This window comes from Colwellia demingiae (genome assembly GCF_007954275.1).
GTDB lineage: Bacteria > Pseudomonadota > Gammaproteobacteria > Enterobacterales > Alteromonadaceae > Colwellia > Colwellia demingiae.
Genome location: NZ_VOLT01000009.1, coordinates 42,764 through 67,317, shown reverse-complemented (window position 1 = coordinate 67,317; position 24,554 = coordinate 42,764). Strand labels below are relative to the sequence as shown.

The following is a 24,554-nucleotide window of genomic DNA, read 5'->3' as shown; positions in this document are numbered from 1 at the left end:
ACTACCTGATAGTTATGATCAATCGGTCTTAACCTTCTCCACAAACATAACGCACGTTTGCTATACTTATCAGTAAGTTAATCTTTATTGGTAAGTGTCATGTCAGGCTTTATTAAAGGTATTAACCGCTCCCAATCTACACTCTTTCCTGAATCCCTCAATGACTTTGTTCATGCTGAAAATACCGTCCGAGTCATTGATGTGTTTATTGAAGCATTGGATTTAGCTGAGTTAGGTTTTACGGGTGTGTTCACCAAGTCTACTGGTCGTCCTAAGTATCATCCTGCGGTCATGTTAAAGCTCTATCTCTATGGCTATCTAAATCGAGTCCAATCCTCTAGAAGATTAGAAATTGAAGCAAATCAAAATATTGAACTCATGTGGCTACTTGAACGACTTGCTCCAGATTTTAAAACCATTGCTGATTTTAGAAAAAATAATGCTAAGGGTATTAAGCATGTGTGCCGGACATTCGTTGAGCTATGCAGGGAAATTCACATGTTTGATGAAGGCGAGATTGCTATTGATGGTAGTAAATTTAAAGCCAGCAACCACAAAGATAACAATTACACCCCAAAGAAAATGGCCTTTCATATTGAACGTGTTGAAAAACATATTAGTAACTATTTAGAAAAACTAGACCGTGCTGATGAAGAGCAACATAGCCCCCAAACAATCAAGGCAACTCAAGAAAGCATTAACAATTTAAAACAGAAACTAGCTGAATTAAAAACACTAGAAAAAGAAGTGAAAGCTCATCCAGAAAAACAAATATCCACAACCGACCCAGATTCAAGGTTGATGAAAACACAAGGTATGACGAGAGTTGTCAGCTACAACATACAAAGTGCTGTTGATACCAAACATCATCTCATCGTTGCACATGAAGTAACAAATACGACTGATCGAGGCCAACTCTGTCCTACCGCGGTTTTAGCTCAACACGCGCTAAAAAGAAAAGACCTAACAGTTATAGCAGATAAGGGTTACTTCAGCGGCCAAGATATCAAAGACACACAAGATGCGGGTATGACACCACTTGTACCAAAGGGAGATACCTCAGGTAGCGATAAAAAAGGCATATTTAATCGTTCTAAATTTACCTATGATAAAGAAAAAGATGTTTATATTTGTCCCAACAACAGTCAATTAATGCCAGGTAAAACCAGAACCAAAGATCGTGATTTATATTTGATGCATTACCGAGCCAGAGTCAAAGATTGCCGACATTGTAGCTTGCAGCCACAATGTACTAAAAGTGCAACACCACGAAAAATATCGCGATGGGAGCATCAAGACAGAATAGACAATATGGATAAGTTAATGAAAAAACGGCCAGACTTGATGCTAATTAGAAAGCAGAGTGTCGAGCACCCGTTCGGTACGATTAAGTGTTGGATGGGTATGACACATTTACTCACTCGTCGATTTAAAAATGTTCGAACCGAAATGAATCTCCATGTCCTGGCTTATAACTTCAAACGAATGTTAAACATAATGGGTAATCAAGGCTTAATAAACGCTATAAAGGCCACAATATAAGGCTCTAGCCTTATCTTTCTATTTTAAATTCGACTCTCATCCAAAATAAACAAACTAAACGGTAAAATGTTTTTGAAATTTATATAAACAACAATGAGTTTTTACACAGGCTGTCCAAAAAGCCGACCCTTTTCATGAACTCAAACCATCGTTTCTAATGATCACTTTGATACGATAGCGGACGTTCCACACAGATATAAATATGCATTGTTTGATTATAAAAACCAAACTTGAGATTCGGAGGCGTTCATTAGATCATTACAAAAGCTGAACATTTAAACTGTTGCTTGAAGATTGGAGATAGGTTTTATTGGACTTGTAACAAGAGTACAAAAAATAAAAGTTAATGAAACATTAGTTTTCAACAGAGTAATGTTATTCAAGAAATACATCCGTAGATTGGTGGCTTATTGCTTCAATAAACAAAAGCCACATTTTAATCTGTCAGATAGTGAAAGAGCCTGCAATAAGCGCTACCCAAATTTGAGCTTAACTACTTAATCGCTTTAATGATGATATCAAACTTACTATCAATAACCGCTTGGGTAGCACCATAGTGGCGCGTAGTGATAGTGAAGTCTTTACCGTACGCTGAGGTATCAATGTTATTAATCGCATCATCACCACAGTTGAAAGAAACCGTAACCGTTTTATCTGCGTTCACTTCCCAAGAGTATGAGTTAATCGCCTTAGCACCTTCAATCAAGTATTTTGCTGAATCGTATGCAGTGATAGAGGTGAAAAATCTGTTCTTTGGATCTTCAAACGTGGTTGTTTTACATGTTTCACCACTAATGTATGGTGAGTTTACGTATTTATTACCTTCTAGCGGAACAGGAGAAGCTCCACCCCATCCCGCAGCATTCTCTAAGTTCCACTGAGTAAGGTCCGTCACTTCAGCAGGTGTTCTAGGGAATGTATAAGTGAATACACCATCACGCGCTACGATTGTATCAACATCTGCTTTGCGCTTATTTACTTCAGCATCAACTTCCGCAAAGTCATAATTTGGTAATGTGTAGTCAGTGGCAAAGTTGAACTTAGTTGTATCTACTTTTTTCAGTTGCGCTACTGCGTTAGCAATGCCTTCGTCAGTATTCGCACCCATTTCAATACCTGAGCGGTAAATTAAGAACGTTGTTGCCGTATTGGTAACAGGCAGTGTATGCACTCCATCTTCAACAACAAGGTACTCACCGTGACCATTTTCAGTAACCACTTGCACTGAGAAGTAATTGTTCGTTTTTGGGATATCAAAAGTGACCTTACCATCAACCGCATTAATAATAGCAATACCATAAAGCGTATCATCATTCATTTGAACGGTTGGCGCTTTATTACCGCGAGGTGGTAATTTTGGTAATATGGCAAATTGCTCATTAGCTTTACCACCAGCAATCCAATTACGATACATGCGAGCAGTTTCAGATTGAGCAAAGTTAGCTTCAGTGATGGTAATTGTGTTGTTATTTACCTGTCCCGTAGAAGCTTCTGTGTCATTAGTAGTTGCTGTACAAGCTGAAAGAACCGATACAATTGATAAAGCAATCAATGATTTTTTGATATTACTAGTCATGGTGGTATTCGTTCCTGTGATAGTCGATTTCATGTTAATTTCCTTTTAAATAGTTCAATGTTTACGTTATTTAACGACTTTAACCGTAGGCAATATTCTATAACCTTCATTTTTCACTTTATCTGATGGCTGGTAATGACGAATACCTAAGTTAAATACACCACTTTCGTTAGCTGTTTTAATATTATTTGGTGCATCACTACCACAACCAAAACTAACGGTGTAACGACCATCTTTATTCATTACCGCGGTATTTGAACTCACGTTAGCAGCATCATCAAACATGAAACCTTTTTTGTTATAAACCGTTATTGACCAAAAAGCTTTATTTTTAGGGTCTTCAAAGGTCGCCTGATGACATTGATCCATCGGGTAGTTTCCTGACACCTCGTAAATATTATCTACCATTTGTGCGCCCCCCCAACCTATTGCCGCACCTACTTGATATTTTTCATCGGTATATAACTTAGCAGAGTCACCTTTAACATCAGTAAACATACCCGTTAATGCATTAACACCGTCACGTTTAGCAATGCCCGCTATTTGTGCTTTTAATGAATTTTCAACTTGAGTGAATGACTGTTCGTTTACTGTAGGTGCTGTAAACTCAGTACTTGAATTTGCTTTCACCGACATTTTGTCTTGAATTTCTTTTGCTTGCGCTTCAGAGAACGTTGCGTCCAGACGAATAACCACATAAACATGTGAGCCCGTGTGTGTAGACAATTCAAATGTGCCTGCGCCATATTCCATTGCCTGAATGCGGTGGTCTTCCGTTACAGCTTGAATCGACATATATTTACCCGCTGGTATTTCTGGCATGGTGATCGATGCCCCTTTTGAAACATCAATCACGGCAAATGAATAATAGGTATCACGATTCATACGAACAACGGGTTGATTATCTGTTGGCGTTAATTCTCGTTTATGCAAAATATTATTCACACCAACTAAGTCCTGATTTTTAAGGATCTGATGTGATGTTTCAAGAGTTGGGTACATCGCTGGAGTAACGATCACGCCGCCGCTTTCAACAAAAAAGTTATCTAAGTTAGTAACATTTTGGTTTTCATTGGTCGTTGTAGTACAGGCTGACAGGACGGTAACAATTGATAAAGCAATCAATGATTTTTTGATATTGCTAGTCATAGTGGTATTAGTAGATTTGGTAATTGATTTCATTTTAATTTCCTTTTAAAACTCTAGTTAGAGCTTGAAGTAAGTTTTTAAGTTTGTGCTAAGTCATTGGAGATATATTAACTGGTCAGACAACATCCCGCCAATGACTTAATATCATAAACAATATGCACTAAACACATATTGTAACTTACGACATATCATTGTTAGTAATACTCATCACAACGCATTCAAATAAGCTTTGTAAGCCTTTAATCTAACGGTTGCTGCGCCAATAATGTCCATAAAGCCTAATATAGGTACCGGCTTAGTTGCTGATATCCAAGCTGAGCCAGTAGAGCCAATTGGTACGTTATAACCTTCAGGTTCAATAAATTCTATAACAACCGTTCTGCCATGTGCTGAGGTATTGTTGCCAACATGCTGTCTAACCTGTTGTTCTGAAGCTCTAGGCGAAATCATTGCCTCACCAGTACCTGCGGTAATACTGTGTACTCTCCCTCTAAATATTTCTCCCGGGTAGGCATTCACAAAAAACTCTGCAAATTGGCCTTTTTTAATATAACGGTAAGATTGGTCAGGAATACGCATTTCGACAAATTTTTTGCTGGTATCATAAATATGCATATTACCAATACGAGAGCCCGATGAAATATTAGTGATAGACACTTGTCCATCAAAGGGCGCTCTAATTTCCATACGAGATTGCTCAAAATGTGCTGTTTCTAAATCTGCTTCCGCTTTGTCTTTCATCGCCTCAGAATAATCTAAATCAGACTTTATTTTTTCAATATCGCGCAGAGCAAAAACACCAGGGGCATCAATACTACGTTGAATATCTCTTTTATATTGAGCGATAAGCTCTTCTTGTTGCGCCACTTGTGCTTCAGCACCTTCAATTTTAGCTTCAGAGTCGGTATCAACTAAAGAGTAAATTAACTCACCTTTTTTCAACACTTGATTATGAGTGACATAAATAGTATCTATTTGCTCCCCGATTAGAGGACTTAATACCGCATGAGGCGCTTTTACGGTTGAGCTATCAGTTAAATCCGCAGGAGACCAAAAGCGATGCGCGGTAAATAACATGAATGACATAAAGCAGCCTAAGCTAACAATATAAACCGCATTTCTTAAGTTCCATTGAATGACACCGAGCTTTACCAGTGTCCACATAATTAAAATGTAAGGTAGCATTATCTCTTTCATGCGTTCTCTCCTGCTGCTTTATTCTCTTTTTCTTTATCCTTCTGTTCTTTAGTAATGCCTTTATGAATCATGTTACTAATACTATTACCAATCGCTTCCCAACTTGTGAAAGCGATAATAATGGCTAATACCCACCACGCCTTATGAATAAATAATCCACATAACGAAAGTGCGAATATTAGCTGCATTTGCGGTGAGGAGCTTGCTTCAGCTTTATGCACAGCCACTTCATGTAGTTCCCATAATAGATAACCAACATAGGCAAATACTGATAGGGTGATAAAGAAAATTAACCCCATAAATACTTCAGAATCAAGTAAAGCTAAAATAGTTGGATAACCTCCAGAAAAATAACTTTCAGGTAAGTCCTTGCCGTGAATTGCGCCTAAAATAGCAAACGTTTTTGCGGCAACTACAGCCACCACTAAGAAAATAACCACCTTAGCAATAGCTTTAAATACGCCCATGATTTTACTAGAAGTCTTCGGGGGGTGCGCCGTTGCTTCCTCGCTTACTTGTTCAGCTTCTTGTTCTTTCATTTTATCCTCCCAAATTTGCCAGCACTGTTGAGTACCAATGCTGACAAGTAATTATAAACCCTATAAATAATAACTATTTAAGGTTATTTCTATTCAATAAAATAGCCTGATTTTCATGTTTTATCAAACCATTAATACTCTGATCCGTCTAAAGGAAATAATACATTGAACCTTTATTTGGCACAGTTTGCTCTTTACCAGCTAGCACTTTATGAGCAAAGTACATTGTTACACTACTCACTTTAGCTTTTTTCATGCCGCTCCCTTAGAATCAACCTCGCTAGTTCTTTGATCCGTTTCTAAAATTGAACGGGTAAAGTGGTCGTATACCATGAAAGACCAGAAATCACGTGCAATAATTGGAGCTGGTAATGTTAATTGTGGCATTTACGTTTTCCCAATTTCTGAAAAACCAAAGACATCAAATCCCCTTATTGTCGCAGGTCTATTTTTACAAACATCAAGCCATTGCATTAAATGAGTAAATGACTTCAGCGACAGTTGTTCTGATGCATTATAAAAAACATCAAGCCATATCACCCATGGAAAAATAGAAATATCGGCAATACTGTATTCATCACCAACAATGAAGTCTTGATTTTCAAGCCTTTCATCGATAATTTTTAGTAAACGTTTAGTTTCGTTAGCAAACCTTTCTTCTGGATACGGGTGATCACACGCGTCTTTACTGTAGGTATGAAAATGCCCAAAAGCTCCAAACATAGGACCTACCGCACTTGACTGAAAAAATAGCCATTGAATAGTTTCGCTGCGTAATACCGGATCTTGATACATCAATTTTCCAGACTTTTCAGCTAAATAAAGCAAAATAGCACCCGACTCCATAATAGAGTGACTTGAATTACCCGGCCCGTTCAAGTCAACTAATGCAGGGATTTTGCTATTTGGGTTTATTTTTTTAAAGTCATCATTATGCTGCTCACCCTTTAATATATCTACAGGGTGAACATCATAATCTAGCCCCATTTCTTCTAGCGCAATGGGTATTTTTATCCCATTAGGCGATCCTAATGAGTAGAGTTGAATCGTAGCCATGGTTAATTTTCCAATCGTGTTTGTTACGTTTATTTAATGGTTATGGGTTTGTATCTAAAAGGAGATTGTTATTGTGATATTGCTTAAATGTTTCTTATCACTCTTATTCTTCAGCTAGCAGTGGCATATCTTTCAGAGCTAAAACGGTCACTAAACAGGTGTTTAATTTATAAAAAAAGCGATAGTGAATGTTCAACTATCGCTTAATGGTTACCTAATCAAAGTAAAGTTATTTAACTTCGATGTAATCACCCGGTTTCCATGTTTTATCAAACCACTCTTGACCTGGACCGTATAAGCGAAGTAATGAATGAAAACCTTTTCCTGGTACTGTTTCTATCCAGTTTTTCTCTTGGCCTGCTGGTGCTTTAGGACCAAAGTAAATCGTTACACCACCGTCTTTATTTTTAAGCATTCCTGCTAAATTAGAGTCAACACCACCCGTTTTTTGGTCTGTTTCTAAAATGGAACGTGTGTGCGTATCGTATACCATGAATGACCAAAAGTTTACCGCTGGAACGGGGCCAGGTAATGTTACTGAATAAGTTTTACCACCATCTAGCATTACGCCGTGATTATCCATTGAGCCTACTGCGTATACAGAGCCTTGGCCTACCGCAGGTTTTACCATAAATGGTGTAATACCTGTTGCAAAAAAGTGCATACCAATACGGTCATCTAAACCACGAGCACCATTTTTATCAATAAACTCATGGCTGCCACTTGCTAATGGCGAAAACCATTTACGATCTTCGTAGAAGTACGCGTTAGGGTTACTAGGCTTGTACATTACGCCACGGAATGCCGCATTCGCTATACTTGATGCTTCAGTTAATATCTTCTGCATACGCGCATCAGGTTTGAACGCTTTCCCTTTTTCAATACCAATTGCTTTTGCTAAACCAAGAAATTCTGGGTCAGCGGTGTTAGCGGCTTCGTATTGAATAACTTCATTTAGCTCGTTATAGATGGTTGCATCTGTCGAATGAAGCGTATTGTACTGCTTACCCGAAATATCCATAAATTCCATTGGCTCTGGATTTTTAGCATCCGCTAATGGATAAATTTTAAATGTCTTTTTAAACTTAGTTAATGTTTGCTCTAAGGACTCACCTGGTAATTGGTAAGGTCGAGTAAGCAACCAATGACGGTAAGTATTAGTTCTATAAACAATGTAACCTTTAGGAATGTCACCTTTGTAGTCTTTACCTACAATAAGGTACTTACCACCTTTACCTTGATCTTTAGCATTACCTAAACCAATATCAGCCACATATAAAAAGTAAGCATCATCAAGAATCGAAATTACTGGGCTACCCACTTCAATAACAATAGGGCCATTTTTAACATCAATCTCAGCATGTGCATAAGGCGTTGTTGTATTTGGTGTTAACCATAATGATTTTGCGTCCATTAAGGTTTCAGTAATGGCGACAGTCTTATTCGGTTTAACACCAATGTCTCGATGACCTTTAAGCATGGCGTACATAGACGCTGTTGCCATACCTGATTCAAATAACTCAAAGGCACGCGCGGTATCGGTAAAATCATCTGCTTTTGCAATTGTTTCATCGGTTGGGAAACCATCTACAAAGGTCAGTTCACCTGCATATTTTGTATCTACAGAATCGGGAGTGATAATACCTGCGGGTACGTTAGCTTTATATTTAGGTGTATAGGTTGATGTACTATCTGCCGTGGCGGTACATGCAAGCGTCATGGTTGCCAAGGCAATCACTGATATTTTTTGCAATGAATATTTCAATTTTATTCTCCTGTAAAATTAATGATATTATAAACTTAGCTTTAATTTAGTTAACAAAGCTTGTTGGTGCAAGTAATAAATAATTAACTAGCTAAACTTCACTGTAGCTATACTATCAATATTGCTTTATTCCCTCAAAGGAATGATAATCATACCTGAACATGAACATATGGAATGTACAGGAATATAGAAAGATGATTGAGCAAAAGCTATCTCGGATAGATCTGAATTTATTGGTTTCTTTAAATGTTTTATTGAAAGAAAAAAGTGTCACTCGTGCCGCTCAAAGGCTTTTTGTTTCGCAATCAGCTATGAGTAAAACACTAAAACGTTTACGAGAAACGTTTGACGATCCTTTATTTTATCGTACTTCAGAAGGTTTAGTGCCATCAGAAAAGGCCAAACAAATAGGTAAAGTGCTATTCAATGTATTCGATGAATTACATGAGGTCATCAATCAAGATTTCTTTGACCCTTTAACTTCTCAAGCCAATTTTAGCCTTTCAATTCCTTCTATTCTTGGTACGGCATGCACTTTACCCTTGTTTAATGCGTTGGCAAGCAAAGCGCCTTTGATGAGCTTTACTGAATATGCTGCTAAAGCTAACCCTTTTCATATGTTAGAGAATAGCACGCTCGATTTTTCAATTTATTTGAGTGATGAACTGCCTGCCAATTTTACTTCAACTTATATCGGCGACGTACAATTAGCCATTTTTGCTAGAAAAGATCACCCCTTGAGTAAAGTTAAATTAGATAAAGCTAATGGGATTACATTAAAGGAATGTGTGGCTTATAACTTTATCAGCCTGATGACAGAAGGGGAAAAAATGGAAAAGTTTAGTCACCCTATCGATAACGTATTATCTGCCCATGGATTACAACGAAATATCATATTCGGTAGTAATCAGTTGCAAATATTAATGGAAATATTAAGAACTAGTGATCATTTGTTTATAGCGCCCTCAGTGGTAATGAAGTCTGTAGAGTTTAGTAAGTTTTTCAACCCTATTTATCATTTTGCATCGGACAAAAAAAATGATATAAAATTATTTCTGGTTGAACACGACAGAATACAAAAGTCTCCAGAGCACCAGTGGTTTAAGCAAGAGTTGTTAACGCACCTAAAAGCGATGAACGACAAAAGCTAATGTCGGCTATTGGCTAGCTAGAGAAGTCTCTAATGCTCACTAGCCAATGTTAACAAAGATACGAAAGCTGACCTTGATAGAAATCTATTTGAAACCTTAATTTGTTCTGATGGCATAAAAAATAAAATATAGTGGGGTCAGCTTTCTGATCATATAGCAGACATAAATTTAATGGCTCTCTGGCACTACAAAGGAACACAATGCTCCTTTTAATACTTTATTGATATTGGTAAAAAGTGCCAGATACCATGCCGCTAAACTTATGAGAAACGATTAAAACGCCGCTAATCGTTCCAGCATCCATATACTAGCAAGAGAACCACATAAGTAACTTACTGGAAAACGCAAAGTATCTTTCGTTAGTGGTTTATACAATTTCGATATCACATAAAAAATAATAAATAACGCGGCGACAAATAATAACTGACCAATTTCCACGCCAATATTAAAACAGAGCAGCGCCATTATTTTTTCAGTTTCAGGTAAACCAATATCAGCTAATACTGAAGCGAAACCAAAGCCATGCAATAAACCAAAGCTTGATGAGACCAAAACAGGATAACTTAAGCTTAAGCTGTCTTTATTATTTTTAGCTATTTCCCACGCTAGAAATACAATGCTCAGTGCTATGACAGCTTCAACAGGCGGGATAGGTATAGAAAGCACACCTGTTGCTGCGAGAATAAGGGTAATTGAGTGTGCAACAGTAAAGCCTGTTATCGTCATTAAGAGTTTTTTTCGTGTGCCAGATATATAAACCAAACATGCTACAAAGAGTAAGTGATCAAAGCCAATCAGAATATGTTCAGTACCCAACACAATATATGTGAGTATTGTGTTCTCAGCTTTTAAGTCATCCTTGCCTGATACTGAAAAGCTTTGCTGATCGGCATTCAGTACCGTGGTGATAGTTTGTTGTTTTTTATCGATGATGCGTAATAGCACATTTTTATTGGTTTTAGTCAGGCCGTCCACGTAAACAGTAAAACCTGTTAAACCTTGTGCCCTTTCGATGGACCATTTTTCAATAACCGCTGTTGTTGTTTTTCGCGAACGTGTTGTACCTACTATCATGGTTTGTTCATCAAACGTAACAGATAGCGGTGGAGTTTTTCCTGATTTTAGGGGCAGTTTCCAAACAACGTCGAATGTTTTGTTATCAAGGGAATTAATAGTGAGAGAGGCCGGACGCATATCATCCGCGAACACCGACTGACTAATTAACATAAACAAGCATAGTGAAATTAAATACTTCATTGTTCGGGTTCTTTGCTTATTGCCACTTTTACGTCTGCTATTGTTTCTAGGGCTTTGCTTTCAGGCATTTGTACTTCCAGTTTATATTGCGCTAACAACTGTTCTTCATATTTTTCCTGAACATTTTTCTTGTTTTGATAATGCCAATCATCCAACACCTTTTCTTTAACACTCTCAAGTGTTCCAAGTTTAGCGGCAACATGGTCAGTTAAATAAATAAAATGTAGACCCAGTGCAGATTCAATAGGACCAAACCACTGATTTAATGGTTTGCCTTTTAGGCTTTCGGGAAATTCACTGCCCAGATTACGAGTAAGTTGAAAATTTGTTGCTTCGACGAAATCACTTTGCATTAAGCTTGGGTCACCAACAGGTGCTAAGCCTTTTATAATTCGTGCTTGTTGAGTAGATAGTAGTTGGTCTAATTCATCTTTTAGGCGTTCGGTAGAAATGTATACTTGGGTAAAACTATAAATGGCAGGGCCAAGATATTTATCTTGATGTAAAAGATAATAATCTTCTAACATTTTAGCCGAAGGCTCTTCTGCGGACGCTATGTCTTCAATTAAGTAGAGCATTTTTTTATGTAGCTGTGAATTTATCACCGCGTCATTTTTGTCTAGCCCCAAACTTCTCGCTTCACGTAAATAGGCATCTTGTGTTGCAAAAGCTTTTATAGCGCGCTGTAATTCTTTTTCATTGGGTAGTCGTTTCCAGCGGGTTAAAAAATGGTTATTTATTTGCTCAATCTTTCCTGCACTGATAACAATTGTATCCGATTCATTCGTACTAGGATTCAATGAGTTGTACGTCACAAAAAATAAAATGCCGATTAAAAGAAAGTGAATTAAGGGATCAGTCAGTAGTTTTTTTATCATAGATTGGGTGTCTTGAATTATGTTTCTTGAGTGTGGTATTGAGAATTTATTTTGGCTTTAAATAAAAGCCCGCAAAAGCGGGCTTTATATTGGAAACCATAACAAATCACTTAACTATTTCTATTTAGGTGAGAACCAAATTGGTGAGGTATAAGCACGTTCCTGCCCCACTAACTTAGCATTCTTATGAACTTTAGCGCCTAACTTAACTACATCGTAAAGAATCCAAGTCGGTGTAGGTATCTCTAATACACGAACATAATAAAAAGCAGATTCGTTTTTATCAAAGTCTGGATCAGTCCATACAGCGGCTAATTGAGGATCACCTATGTTATCAATCCAAGTTGCAGTTTTAAGATCAACGGTATTGCCAACTGGCTGTTTAGCACGGCCATTGTTGTCAATTTTACGACCATCGGATACTGCAAGGTCATAGATTTTTTCATGTAATTTTCCGCCTTTATCAATCCAACCTTTAATCATTTGAACTCTGTCAAGGTTAGCACTTTGTGGATCTTTTAAAGCGGTTACCATAAAGCTTGGAGACTTACCTTTAGCTTTAACAAGCTCGCCCCCCATAGGTACACCTTTTTTATAACCAATGGCTGCAGAGTTATTAGCGTATAAGTCTTCTTCTGTGAAGCCCCAACCGCCAAACATACGCACTCTCATTCTTGGACCTGTGGTACCGTAAGTTTCTTTACGTTCCCAAGCATCAAATAAGGCTTCACGTGTATTCTCTGCTGCCCAGATCCCCGTGTATCCTGATGCAAGAAGTGCATAACCTTCATGCGCACCTAATTTTGATTTTACAAAAGGATGGCTAGATCTATCTTTATTAGGCTCTACGCTAGTCGACTTACCAAAAAAGTTATCTTCATCAGCAGTTGCAAGCGAAGTATGGGTATCTGTTGCACCACCGATACCAAATTTATAAGGGTTGGTGCCTAGTTTTCTCTCTAATGCTAAACCTTGCTTAAGTGCTTCACGCGCATATTCGCCTTTAAGCATTTCAGGTTTTTTCAATTGAGAAATATCAAGATTACCAACATCCCATGTACCATAATCTGCAAATTCATCGTCTGGTGAAAGTGATGGATGTGCCTCGCCGTCACCTTTAATTTGGGTAACTTCATAATGCGGTTCCCACTTGGCACGTAGTTTCACATAATTATTATCAACTTTGCCACCAGCATAGGTATCTTCTGTTGGGAACATCCAACCATTAGATAAGTTACCATTATGAGAGAAGGCAAAAGCTTGACCTTTTTGTTTATTCTCATAATCCTCTAACCATTTATATAAATCGAGAGGATCAGTACTACCTAATGGTGGTTGCGTTGTAGGTGGTTGTACTTTTAAGGCTTTATCACCGCCATCTCTTAGCACAACATTACGGTGTAAGTTAAAGCCCTTGGGTACTGAGGTCCATTCAAAACCAATAAAGGCAGTAAACAAACCTGGTTCATTATGGTCGTCAGCGGCATTAACGATTTCTTTCCAAACGCCACCGAAAACTTTTGAGCCGGGGCTATAATCTTCAACCAGTTGCTCTGGTAGGGTCATCTGTGAAAAGTTACTGATCAAATCAAAAGCAGCTTCGCCTGCAGCTTTACCACCTTTTTTAAAGCCTTCATGCCACTCTTTACCTTTCTTATCGGCAAGTATATTAGGTGTACCCGATTTTATATCTGTAGCAATACCCATTAAATCGGTATGGTCAGCAACAACTAACCAGTCTAGCGGGCGAGCAAGCTGAATAGGCACACCTGATGAGGCGGTGAGCTGTTCGCCTTTAGCTAAGCGATAGGCTTCATCAGGACCCAGTGTGTTTCCAAAAAGGCCTGCATCCAGTGAAAGTCCAGTATGAACATGGGAGTCACCCCAATAGACATTCATTGGCACATCTGAATTAGCGTAAGGTGAGTATTTTTTTGCCGCTTCACTGACTTTGTCAGAAGCAAAGGTATTGGTAGCAGATAAGCAAAGTGTAATTAGTGTCAGAAAGACTTTATTGTGCTTCACGATAAATCCCTTATTAATAAGTCGTGCGAAACTAATGTATAGCTTGTTTTAACTGAATGTTCAATAGCTTATTAAAGATACAAATGAGACAAGCTAGAGAGTTATAATGATCTTTAATAGCAGGGAGTGATGAGCCGAACAAATACTTTTAGCTATTACAGCTTAAGTATTCGACGTATGGCAACTGCCTCTCTGGGTCAAAGCGTATATGGACTCCACGTATTTTACAATTAACAATTTAACATTAAACAAATTAAGATGCGGTCGTATATACGGCTTTTTTTGAGAAAGCTATTCTCTAGCCTATGATGTTTGCGCACCTATTATCCTTGTCGCCTTAACAGTCTTGATGACTTTCGCTTTGGTCAGGTTTTTAATAGGTTGGTCTTACCGTTTATGCTTTATCATTATTGTAAAAACTTTGCTTGTTGTTATTGCTCGTGTTTCTATATTGCTAACAATGGCTGCTGTTCATATTTTTTTTCATACCGTAACATTGCCCAAGCGGTTCTAACCGTTTTATTGGCTAAAGCAATGCAGGTTCGTTTAAGTCCTGCTCGATGAACTAGCCTTATCAACCATGCTTGTTTTGCGGTTTGGGGGTCTTCCGGTAATCGACAAATATAAGAAAGTGCACCCTGGTATAAGGCTGATCTCAGCTCCTTAATCCCTCCTGCTCTATCAATTCCGGTCATGAATACTTTACCTCCAGAGCTGTGTTGCTTAGGGGTTAATCCAATAAATGCAGATGCCTCACGGCCATTTTTGAACTGTTTCCCATCACCTATTGATGAATACAACATGCCTGCACACACTTCAGCAACACCTTCTAAATCCATTAATTTTTTGCAAGGTTGTAATTGACGAATAAGTGCATTTTTGGTTTTTATTAATTGGGCTAATTCTTGTTTTAGATGCAAATATGTCAACCACAGTTGGTTAACGGTTGATCGTAAACATTCTGGAATTGAATCTACGTCATTGAGTGTATCTTGGACGACTGTCGTTAATGCTTTAACCCCTCTAGCACTCACAATGCCGTACTCGTAAAGCATGGCACGTAGGTGGTTACTTAAAGAAGTAATACTACGAGATAAATAAACGCGACTTGTCTCTAATGTTTGGATCGTTTGTTGCTGTTCACTTTTAGGCTTACTCGATTTCAACCCTATTTGTAACGACGCATTTGCAATGGCCAGCGCATCATTAGCATCTGTTTTATGTCCTTGGAGAAAGCCTTTTACTTTTTTAGGACTAATTATCCGCACGTCATGGTCGAAATTTTCCGCATATCGGCCCCAATAATGACTGCTACCACATCCTTCTATTGCCACAACAGCAGGTTTTGCCTTTGCCAGGATCTCTTTAAGCTTTTGACGGCTAACGGCTTTATTGCTAACTAACTCACCATGTTTGCTAATTTCACAAACCTGAATAATATTCTTAGCTAAATCAATTCCAAAGATAGTAGACTTCAACATAATATGTACTCCTTAATAGTTACAGCAACTCTAGCCTAGTTGCTAGGGTTGTGGAGTCCATACATCGCCTTAGAGTATATGTAGCGTTTAATCGCAGTGCTTTCTCACTATCTTTTGTATATCTCATTTGCATCTAATGATTTATGCCACAAAAAAACCAAGAATTAAATAAATTAAGAATGCAGGTACCAAGATAGTTGCTTAAATAACAAAGTGTAATTATCCTTCCTATGTAATTCATATACCTTATGTTTTAGACAATAGACTGGTAATATTATAGGTGTTTCTAGCTCCAATGAAGTTGAATGAGATAATTAGTTAATTGAATTAAAATTTATTTTTAATAAGTAAAAGAGGAAATGTAAAAAATGCCTGCGCTCCAACGTATTCATGTAATCATTATTTTAGTCGCCATTATCTCTGGCTGTGCTTCACTCCCCGAGGAGATCAAGCATCCGATTGAACCACTAGTCCCCCAATTAACGAGTACATTGTCCGAATTAACTGACACTTATCAGCCACAACAGTCAAAACAAGGAGCGAGCGCCATTCTGTTGCAGGATAATGGCTGGGATGCTTTGGCTCAGCGGTTGGCTCTAATCGAAACAGCTGAGCACAGTATCGATGTCCAGTATTACATTTGGAACGCAGATGCTTCAGGACTCTACTTGGCAAACCGCTTGATAGCGGCTGCAGATCGTGGTGTTAAAGTACGTGTAATGCTTGATGATTTCAACTTAAGCGAACGAGAGACTTTTCTGGCAGCACTTGATCTTCATCCTCAAATAGAAATCCGCATATTCAACCCTATTCCTAGTCGTCGTGGGGTAGTAAAATGGCTAAATTTACTTAGTGATTTTTCTCGTCTAAACCGCCGTATGCACAATAAGTCATTTACCGTCGACGGTGTTCTGTCCATTGTTGGGGGCCGTAACATTGGCGACGAATATTTTGACCTTTCTGATGAAATAAATTTCCGTGACCGTGATGTACTCGTTATGGGTACTGTGGTAACTGATGTCCAAGCTAGCTTTGTAGAATACTGGAACAGTCGCTGGTCTTACCCTATTAATTTACTGGCTGATAAAGTCTCAACAGATCTAGCGGTACTAGATAAAGTGGCTCCTCCTCACTACAAACACTACCCCGCTTTGCCAGAAGGAAATAAGAGTGCTAATAGCTTTTTAAAGGATGTGATGGACGAGATGGTCTGGGTGCAAGCACGTTTTATTTCAGATCGACCTGTCCCTGTCGATGTAGACAACACCAGTGAACCCAAAGCTACAGCTAAATTATTGGCCGAGTTGGCACGCCAATCAAAACAAGAAATATTATTAGAATCTGCTTATCTAATCTTTGATGATCGCCAACTAAAAGCGCTACAGATGTTAACGAGTAATGGCGTTCAGATAAAAGCATTGACCAATTCGATGGCCTCTAATGATCTAGTCACTAATCATTCTGGTTACGCAGGTCGACGTGAAGATATACTTGAGCATGGTATACAGTTATTCGAATTGAAACCAGAAACTAATCTGTGTGAAGAGTCTACTAGAGACTTATCCAAATGTGCACCGACAGCGGCCTATGGTCTTCATGCTAAATTTGCTGTTTTTGACAGGCGAGTGACTAGTATCGGCTCTTTTAACTTCAACTTACGCTCAACTTACCTCAATACAGAGTCCCTTCTAGTGATCGAAAATCAGCGAGTAGCTGAAATGCTTGCTGATAATATTGAGCAGGCGATGAGCGAAGATAATAGCTGGCGTCTGAACTTATGTGAAGGAAAAGTCCGTTGGTATTCCGGTGAAAAAACCTGGGATAGCGAACCAGAGACAGCCCTAGGCGAACGAGTTAAATCAAGTTTGTTACAATTACTACCGATAGAGAAATACTTGTGAAACGAGTTATAAAGTTAACTCGTTAACAGCGAACATCAAGTTAAGTCCCTATCTACTTTTATTGGGCAAAGTCACAGTAGTAAACATAGCGCTAAAGAGGAAATCAAAAAAGTAATGAAGAAATGAAACATTTAATACGTTGGGGATTACTATTTTAAGAACCAATAATTCAACTTATCGGTGTACGGTTGAATATCACCTATGTGTTCTTTAACCCACTGTTCGTCATAATATGAGTCTAAATACCTTTCACCGCTATCACACATCAAAGTCACTATTGAGCCTTGTTCTTTGTTAGCCTCCATCTCCTCAGCAAGACATAATGCCCCCCATATATTAGTTCCTGTTGAAGCACCTGCTTTTCTACCAATAATTTTTTCCAACCATAACATTGTTGCTACGCTCGCTGCATCAGGCACTTGCATCATTCGGTCTATAACATTAGGTTGAAAAGAATGCTCAACTTTAGGTCGACCAATACCTTCAATACGGCTTGATTTATTGTTTGTCAGTGAGCGGTCACCCGATTTAAAGCAATCGTAGAAAACTGAGTTCTCAGGATCTACTACCAGAAGTTTTGTATCAAAGCCTCTATAAAGGATATATCTACCTAAAGTTGCTGAAGTGCCTCCAGTACCAGCACTCATCACAATAGCGCTTGGTATACTGTAAGGTTCTTTTTCCATTTGGTCATAAATACTCTCGGCAATATTATTATTTCCACGCCAATCTGTCGCTCTTTCAGCATAGGTAAACTGATCCATAAAGTATCCGTCAATTTCGGCTGCAAGCTTTGTCGCAGCGTCATGCATCTTTGGAGCAGAATCAACAAAATGACATTTTCCACCATAAAATTCGATTTTATTTATTTTACTCTTCGCTGTTGATTTAGGTAAAACAGCAATAAAAGGTACGCCAATCATTTGTGCAAAATATGCCTCAGATACAGCAGTACTGCCAGATGAGGCCTCGACAATAGTGGTACCCTCTTTAATTCTTCCGTTACACAGAGCGTATAAAAAAAGTGAACGGGCCAACCGATGTTTAAGGCTGCCTGTAGGATGAGTACTTTCATCTTTAAGGTATAGATGAATAGAGGGGGCTTTAGGGATATCTATTTTTAAAAGGTGAGTATCTGCCGAACGATTATAGTCAGCTTCAATTTTTTGCACACTCTGCTTTATCCAGTTTTTCATAAGAGGTTCTCTTGGCTTTTAAGCATAAATATTTTTAACGTATTTATAGAGTGTAGAATTAGAATGTTGATGAGACTAATCTTAATATTTACCTATGACAATAAAAACCCATAACACTCGTAGCACTATATTCAAATATAAAAACTACTTTTTGATACTGTCCGCTTTCGTATCAAAGTGAACGTTAGTTTGGCTAATTACGACCATATTCCGTTCAAATATATGTGTCAGATTAAAAATTCTAATAAACGTTTAACACTACTATTTTGAAATACATTACTCGGCCAAACTGCATATAGCGGAATCGGCTCAACTTGCCAATTTGGTAGCAATTCCACCAACGCATTATTTTTAATTTCTTTTTCGATTAAATAATCAGGAGGTGTTGCTATACCTGCGCCATTGATACAGAGCTGAGTCATAGCTTCAACACTATTGACAATGATATTGCTTTCAAAACCAATTTCACATTTTTCACCCGAAGAGTTTACTAAAGTCCTATGATTGGGAAGCATATCTAACTTTATCCAATTCCATGTTGTTAAGTCCTGAGGAGAGATGGGGGTTATATTTTCTTTCCAATAATCATAAGAACAAACTAATTTTCTATTAATTTCTCCGATCCGTTTTGACTTAAGGTTACTGTCATCCATTGCCCCTGCCCTAAAAGCTAAATCAATGCCTTGGTGAATCAGATCTTGTCTGTCATCAGTATAAAATAACTTAAAATTCAAAAAAGGATGTAACTTACTAAATTTAGATATTTTTTTACTTATTTCTGACTTGATTAAAGCTGAAGGTAACGTGAGGGTTAAAGTGCCTCTTAACTCTTGTTTTTCTATAGCTACTTGATTTAACCCTTGCTGTGCAGCTTGGATCATATTTAAAGCATACTGATACAATACTCCACCTTCAGATGTTAACGACAATTTTCTGGTCGATCTATAAATTAACGCCGTACCAACGGATTTTTCTAATTGAGTCACTTGATAGCTAACGACTGAAGGTGAAAGTTTTAGCTCTTTTGCAGCAGCTCTAAAAGAACCTTGTTTGATCGTCTCAGCAAAAATAGCCATTGATCGTAATTCATCTATCATTTGTGTCTTTATTGAAGTATTTAGAACAGTGAAGTTGAATTGTAGCACCTTATCTTATTAATAGAATGGATATATAGTTTACAAAAAACTAGAGGAAAAATTATGTCATTATTGTTCGCAATGTTTTCATTTTCATTGGTTATGTCAATATCTCCTGGGCCTGTGAATATGGTAATTTTATCTTCAGGAGCAAATTACGGGGTACGTAAAACGTTCGCATTCGTTTCAGGTGGAACGATTGGCTTCACCACACTGTTATTATTTATCGGATTAGGTTTTTATAAAATTATTGATTTGTATCCATTACTGCTTAAATACTTAGCAATTGCTGGATCATTATTTATTGTCTATATGGGGTATTTAATCGCATCTTCAAAGCCTAGCTTAGGTGTTAAAGAGCAAAAGCTGCCCACTTTTATACAAGGTTTCCTTTTACAATGGTTAAATCCCAAAGCATGGATTGCGAGTATGGCAGGTGTTTCTTTATTTTCAGATATTGAAAATAACAAAGTGTTTTTAACATTTTTATTTATTTATTTTTTAGTCTGTTATCTATCACTTTTTTCTTGGTCTGTATTAGGAGATAAAGTAACAATACTTTTGAATAATCAATTAAGGCTACAGCTTTTTAATCAATTAATGGGGGGACTATTGATTGTGACAGCATTTTTTTTACTCTACTCACAGTTTAATTAAACTCAATACGCACAGACAAATAATAAAAACGAATTAGTGCCTTTCAGCTTTCCTATCAAAGTGCTCCTTAAGCGAGGTGATTTTAATTCATGAAGAGAGTTCGCTTTGTGGCGAAATCTGAAACTAGTTAACTGTATTTTAGTGAGGTCTTTTATTACTCTCCCACAGTAATAAACTTTATGTCATAGGTATTAACATAGGAATCAATTTCAGCTAAGCGTTAACGCTTATTCAAGCAAAAATTTTAGCTGTCGTTCAAATTTAGTTGGTTTCTCAGTTTATCTTTCATATATTCAAAAAGTTAAACACCATGGCAATTTACTGATCAGATAAGGTGATATTTTCCAAAAATTTGATTGAAATCAATCAGAACATTTTTCACACTAATTTTTACGTAAAAATAATGTTACAATCAGTTCAATTATTCAACATAGATAGCGGAAATTACAAATGCGAATTAAATTAACCCAAGACCTAGTGTGTGGCCATGATACTTTTTTAGCTGGTGAGGAGTTTGAGGCAATATTAATATTACCTCGTTCAACAACTGTAGAGTTTGTTGCAAATTCAGGTAAAAAAGTCAGAGCTTTTAGTTATGAATACGTGAAAGTAGCCCCTGCAACAGACATCTAACCAAATAAGTATTGTCATGATAATCAGTAAGAGAATCTAAGCAAGAGCACTGACATTAATTTAGTTGCATAGTCTACATTTGAATTTTAAATTCAAAGTCTGATTTCTCTTAAACTGATAACTTAGTATTCTATATTACCTTCACGCTTATCCCACTACAACATTTGTTCCGACGATTAAGGTTTTACCATTTTCCTCACTGCGAAAATAAGAACTTACGTCCGTAACGGCAACTGCTCCTAAATAGCTGCCTTTAACAAAGGTCCATTACAGTGGGACAGTTAATCGCCTTATTCAGGTTGACGGCACAGTTCGCTGGTCATCGGTTTCAGCGCGGATCGCGCGAAATTCGGAACCCGCCTTCCACTGGGGCCATCGCGTAGAATCACCTAGGTCCCGTAATATTGTATGAAATAATTCAATGTCTTCAACCGCCCCCCGAAGATCCCAATCGGCGCTCCACGCATCGCAGGTTTGATGATAGCAATTGCCGGTATAGTCAGCGATCCATTGATCACCGGCAGCACGACCACCGTCAACCAAGTCAGCTCCTCCTGCGATCCCCATAATCAGCAATACAGGCACTCCCTGTCGTGCCAATGAAAAATGGTCGGCGCGGAAAAACAACCCATTTTCTGGCAGGTTTTCTGGGGTAACCACGCGTGATTGCAGCGCTGCTGCCTGAGTCAGATCGTCTTCCAGATCACTCTGCCCTTCACCGACTAATATTACATCCCGGGCCGGACCAGCAGTCTGAAGAATATCTAGGGTAAAATTAGCTACGGTTGAATGCAGAGGATAAATTGGTTTCATGGCATACGCCGCTGAACCCAGCAGGCCACTTTCTTCCGCAGTCCATACCGCAAACACTACGCTGCGCGCCATTGGCGGCCCTGCCTTGAGTACTCGCGCCAGTTCAATCACGCCAGCCGAACCCAAAGCATCATCATTGGCACCAGGGCGCACAGTACGTCCCTGCGCATCTGGCTCACCATGACCATAGGCATCCCAGTGAGACGACACCATTAAGGTCTCGTCAGCACGTGTACTGCCAGGCAGTCGTGCCAGTACGTTTTGCGATTCAATTTTCTCAACGGAAACATCAAAGCGCGCATTTAAGGACACTTGTGGTAATTCGAACGCAGAGAAATCATCACGTCGGGCGAGCCGACGCTGTTCGACAAGATCCAAACCAGCTGCTGTAAACAATGCGGTTGCCGCATCATAGTGAAGCCAGCCTTGTAGCAGAGGGGGCAAAGGGCCACTAGTTTCAGCCAGTGCAAATTGGTCACCCGGTGCTGAAGCTGCGACGTTCCATCCATAGCCCGCAGCCTTGTTTTCATGAATCACCAGCGCAGCCAGAGCCCCGCGACGAGCAGCTTCCTCATATTTGTATGCCCAACGGCCATAATAGGTCATGCGCTTGTTACCAAATCGCCCCGCGACAGGCTCGTCATTGGCAGCCGAAAAATCAGGATCGTTAACCAAAAAAACGGCAACTTTGCCGGTTAGATCAATATCACCAAAATCATCCCAGTCTCGTTCAGGAGCGCTGGCACCAAAACCAACAAAGACTAGAGGAGCACCATCAATGGCTACAGCTTCAACAGCCCGCACTGTGCTGACCGCAACATCAATACCTTGTTGCCAAGTTTGACTGGTATCGCCTATCTTAACGCTCAAATGACCGTTCTGGGCCAATTGAGTATGAATCAAGGGAACTGCGTGCGTCCAAGTTCCGTTCTCACCGCCAGGTTCAAGACCCAGAGACTGAAACTGATCGACCAGAAAGGCGATAGTTTTCGCTTCACCTGGTCCGCCGGGTGCTCGGCCTTCGAACTCATCCGAAGCGAGGACTTTAACAATGTCCGAGAGACGCTGACTATCTATGGCTGCTGCCGCTCTATTTATTTCGTTGTCGACAACCGACTCGTTTTTTTCAGCGCAGGCGCTGATGCCGATCATTAGGGTAAAGCAGATACAAAACTGGTTAAAGCGACTCATAAACATGTTTCTCGACAAAGTTGAAAGTGTGGCACAAAATAACTCGATATGGTTTTTAGGTGTTTTTTGATAGACAGTTCTTAGTTCAGTGTAAAGCCAACTTCATATGAACAGTCATAATTATATTCGACCATCGAACTATCGGTTATTTCTCTTACTTCAGTCAAGCGATTAAACAAGCCTCAAGCTGCTACTTCATTTCTATATATTATTTATCCTTGAGACTTGGAATAAAAAGGTCAGTGCCAATCATAGTGTGTCCATGGAAATGGGGTAAGACTGATCTGATGAGCTACAGAGGAAGTGTTATAGATAAGCGGTCGTTATTTGTCATTAAAATTTTCCCTGTCTAATCATCACTTTGATACGATAGCTGACTATGTTGAATATAAGAATAAGAATTATTCTGTGCGATAATTAAAAGTGTTCAGGGTCTGATTTTAATGTCTCCTTCAAGGTATAATTATCATAATACTTAAATAAGGATTCAGCCTTTAATTAGACTATTACACCTTCATCAAAATCCCTATAAGCAGGCAGAATTGATTAAGTTGACAGTAGCTTTTTCTTTGTTAAAGTGGATATACCTGAAAATCAATTATTAGCTTCGGCATGCAAAGAGTTGTACTTGTTCTATTAGCCTTGATTCAGTTTTTGGTTGTTGATATTAACGCAGCTGAAATCGCAACATTCAAAATCAATACAACCAGTTCAAGTGAAGAAACAAAATCTTCAAAAATGATGAAAGATCTCATCAAAAACTTATATGAACGCGCAAACTACAAAGTAGAATTTTCACACACAACCAGAAAGCGTGAGTCTATTTTGCTGCAACAAGGTAAACTAGATGCTGTGTTTGCAAGGTATAGACATATAGGTGATGAAGATCCAAATCTAATTAGATTAGATCCAGAGTTAATCAAAGCTTACGGATTAATTATTTGTCAAAAGAGCGAATTTTGTCAGTCCTATCGACATACCACTATTGGTTATCTCCATCAGTTTCAATATGCGAAAACTTTTTGTAAAGAACAAAAACTTAATTGTAGAGAATTTAACACAGAAATAAGCCTTTACAGGGCAATGGCTGCTGGTTTTATCAATGTCATGGTGTCATATGACGTCAATATTAAAATATTAAAAAAAATTAGATTTGATACTCAATTTTTTGTCAAAAAACTAAAAGAATTATCCTTTAACAGCTATCACTACTTGCATATAAAAAATATAAAACACCTTAAACAATTAAGTCATACCTTAACAAAATTGCATCATGAAGGATTTATCAAAAAAAGATTTAAACGATTTCAAGATGAAAGTTTATCGCATAAAAATATTACAATTTTACCTTAACCTTCTTTCAAAATTAGATAGATAGTCATGGCCTATTGAAAAATGCGTACGCTTTACA

Annotated in this window: 19 protein-coding genes; 6 read left to right on the top strand and 13 right to left on the bottom strand. The window is 38.3% G+C overall.

Features of this window, described 5'->3' with window-relative positions:
* Positions 1 to 99: 99 nt before the first annotated feature.
* A complete protein-coding gene (locus ESZ36_RS16410; RefSeq protein ID WP_146789859.1) occupies positions 100 to 1,542 on the top strand; it encodes an IS1182 family transposase in 1,443 nt (480 codons plus the stop codon).
* A gap of 493 nt (positions 1,543 to 2,035) precedes the next feature.
* On the opposite strand, the gene ESZ36_RS16405 is transcribed toward ESZ36_RS16410, so the two are convergent.
* From ESZ36_RS16405 to ESZ36_RS16380, 6 genes are all read right to left on the bottom strand, one after another.
* Positions 2,036 to 3,151: a DUF1254 domain-containing protein gene (locus ESZ36_RS16405; protein ID WP_246129140.1), complete on the bottom strand. Its 1,116-nt coding sequence runs from the start codon at positions 3,149 to 3,151 to the stop codon at positions 2,036 to 2,038.
* 33 nt (positions 3,152 to 3,184) lie between these two features.
* Positions 3,185 to 4,300, bottom strand: a complete 1,116-nt coding sequence (locus ESZ36_RS16400) for a DUF1214 domain-containing protein (RefSeq protein WP_246129139.1) — start codon at positions 4,298 to 4,300, stop codon at positions 3,185 to 3,187.
* 174 nt (positions 4,301 to 4,474) lie between these two features.
* Entirely contained in the window at positions 4,475 to 5,464 is a 990-nt protein-coding gene (locus ESZ36_RS16395; RefSeq protein ID WP_146789857.1) for an efflux RND transporter periplasmic adaptor subunit, read from the bottom strand.
* Positions 5,461 to 6,003 (bottom strand): magnesium transporter, encoded by a 543-nt coding sequence (locus ESZ36_RS16390; RefSeq protein ID WP_211357804.1) that lies wholly within the window; start codon positions 6,001 to 6,003, stop codon positions 5,461 to 5,463. The genes ESZ36_RS16395 and ESZ36_RS16390 overlap by 4 nt, the downstream gene beginning before the upstream one ends.
* 387 nt (positions 6,004 to 6,390) lie before the next feature.
* The gene (locus tag ESZ36_RS16385) at positions 6,391 to 7,059 is read right to left on the bottom strand and encodes a glutathione S-transferase N-terminal domain-containing protein (protein WP_146789855.1); all 669 of its coding nucleotides are present in this window, start codon (positions 7,057 to 7,059) and stop codon (positions 6,391 to 6,393) included.
* 229 nt (positions 7,060 to 7,288) lie between these two features.
* Positions 7,289 to 8,824, bottom strand: a complete 1,536-nt coding sequence (locus tag ESZ36_RS16380; RefSeq protein WP_211357803.1) for a DUF1254 domain-containing protein — start codon at positions 8,822 to 8,824, stop codon at positions 7,289 to 7,291.
* Between the two features lie 194 nt (positions 8,825 to 9,018).
* Between ESZ36_RS16380 and ESZ36_RS16375 the strand changes: the two genes are divergently transcribed.
* A complete protein-coding gene (locus ESZ36_RS16375) occupies positions 9,019 to 9,975 on the top strand; it encodes a LysR family transcriptional regulator (protein ID WP_170235866.1) in 957 nt (318 codons plus the stop codon).
* Positions 9,976 to 10,248: 273 nt separating this feature from the next.
* On the opposite strand, the gene ESZ36_RS16370 is transcribed toward ESZ36_RS16375, so the two are convergent.
* From ESZ36_RS16370 to ESZ36_RS16355, 4 genes are all read right to left on the bottom strand, one after another.
* Positions 10,249 to 11,232: a HupE/UreJ family protein gene (locus ESZ36_RS16370; RefSeq protein ID WP_146789852.1), complete on the bottom strand. Its 984-nt coding sequence runs from the start codon at positions 11,230 to 11,232 to the stop codon at positions 10,249 to 10,251.
* Positions 11,229 to 12,110 (bottom strand): peptidyl-prolyl cis-trans isomerase, encoded by an 882-nt coding sequence (locus ESZ36_RS16365; protein ID WP_146789850.1) that lies wholly within the window; start codon positions 12,108 to 12,110, stop codon positions 11,229 to 11,231. Before ESZ36_RS16365 ends, ESZ36_RS16370 begins: the two co-directional genes overlap by 4 nt.
* Before the next feature lie 120 nt (positions 12,111 to 12,230).
* On the bottom strand, positions 12,231 to 14,135 hold the full coding sequence (locus ESZ36_RS16360) for a DUF3604 domain-containing protein (protein WP_246129138.1): 1,905 nt from the start codon (positions 14,133 to 14,135) through the stop codon (positions 12,231 to 12,233).
* Positions 14,136 to 14,581: 446 nt separating this feature from the next.
* Complete coding sequence (locus ESZ36_RS16355) at positions 14,582 to 15,616, bottom strand: IS110 family RNA-guided transposase (protein WP_146789848.1); 1,035 nt, start codon at positions 15,614 to 15,616, stop codon at positions 14,582 to 14,584.
* 368 nt (positions 15,617 to 15,984) lie between these two features.
* Here ESZ36_RS16355 and ESZ36_RS16350 point away from each other — a divergent pair, with 368 nt between their 5' ends.
* A complete protein-coding gene (locus ESZ36_RS16350) occupies positions 15,985 to 17,517 on the top strand; it encodes a phospholipase D family protein (protein WP_146789846.1) in 1,533 nt (510 codons plus the stop codon).
* Positions 17,518 to 17,666: 149 nt separating this feature from the next.
* Here the strand turns inward: ESZ36_RS16350 and ESZ36_RS16345 are convergent, their stop codons facing one another.
* Together ESZ36_RS16345 and ESZ36_RS16340 are read right to left on the bottom strand one after the other, a co-directional pair.
* A complete protein-coding gene (locus tag ESZ36_RS16345) occupies positions 17,667 to 18,713 on the bottom strand; it encodes a PLP-dependent cysteine synthase family protein (RefSeq protein ID WP_146789844.1) in 1,047 nt (348 codons plus the stop codon).
* A 227-nt stretch (positions 18,714 to 18,940) separates the two neighbouring features.
* A complete protein-coding gene (locus ESZ36_RS16340; RefSeq protein ID WP_146789842.1) occupies positions 18,941 to 19,810 on the bottom strand; it encodes a LysR family transcriptional regulator in 870 nt (289 codons plus the stop codon).
* A gap of 102 nt (positions 19,811 to 19,912) precedes the next feature.
* On the opposite strand from ESZ36_RS16340, the gene ESZ36_RS16335 reads away from it, so the two are divergent.
* Entirely contained in the window at positions 19,913 to 20,506 is a 594-nt protein-coding gene (locus tag ESZ36_RS16335; protein WP_146789840.1) for a LysE family translocator, read from the top strand.
* Positions 20,507 to 20,956: 450 nt separating this feature from the next.
* Entirely contained in the window at positions 20,957 to 21,139 is a 183-nt protein-coding gene (locus tag ESZ36_RS16330; protein ID WP_146789838.1) for a hypothetical protein, read from the top strand.
* A 294-nt stretch (positions 21,140 to 21,433) separates the two neighbouring features.
* Here the strand turns inward: ESZ36_RS16330 and ESZ36_RS16325 are convergent, their stop codons facing one another.
* Positions 21,434 to 23,149 (bottom strand): M28 family peptidase, encoded by a 1,716-nt coding sequence (locus tag ESZ36_RS16325; RefSeq protein WP_211357802.1) that lies wholly within the window; start codon positions 23,147 to 23,149, stop codon positions 21,434 to 21,436.
* A gap of 606 nt (positions 23,150 to 23,755) precedes the next feature.
* On the opposite strand from ESZ36_RS16325, the gene ESZ36_RS16320 reads away from it, so the two are divergent.
* Positions 23,756 to 24,496, top strand: a complete 741-nt coding sequence (locus ESZ36_RS16320; protein WP_146789836.1) for a hypothetical protein — start codon at positions 23,756 to 23,758, stop codon at positions 24,494 to 24,496.
* Positions 24,497 to 24,554 lie beyond the last annotated feature (58 nt).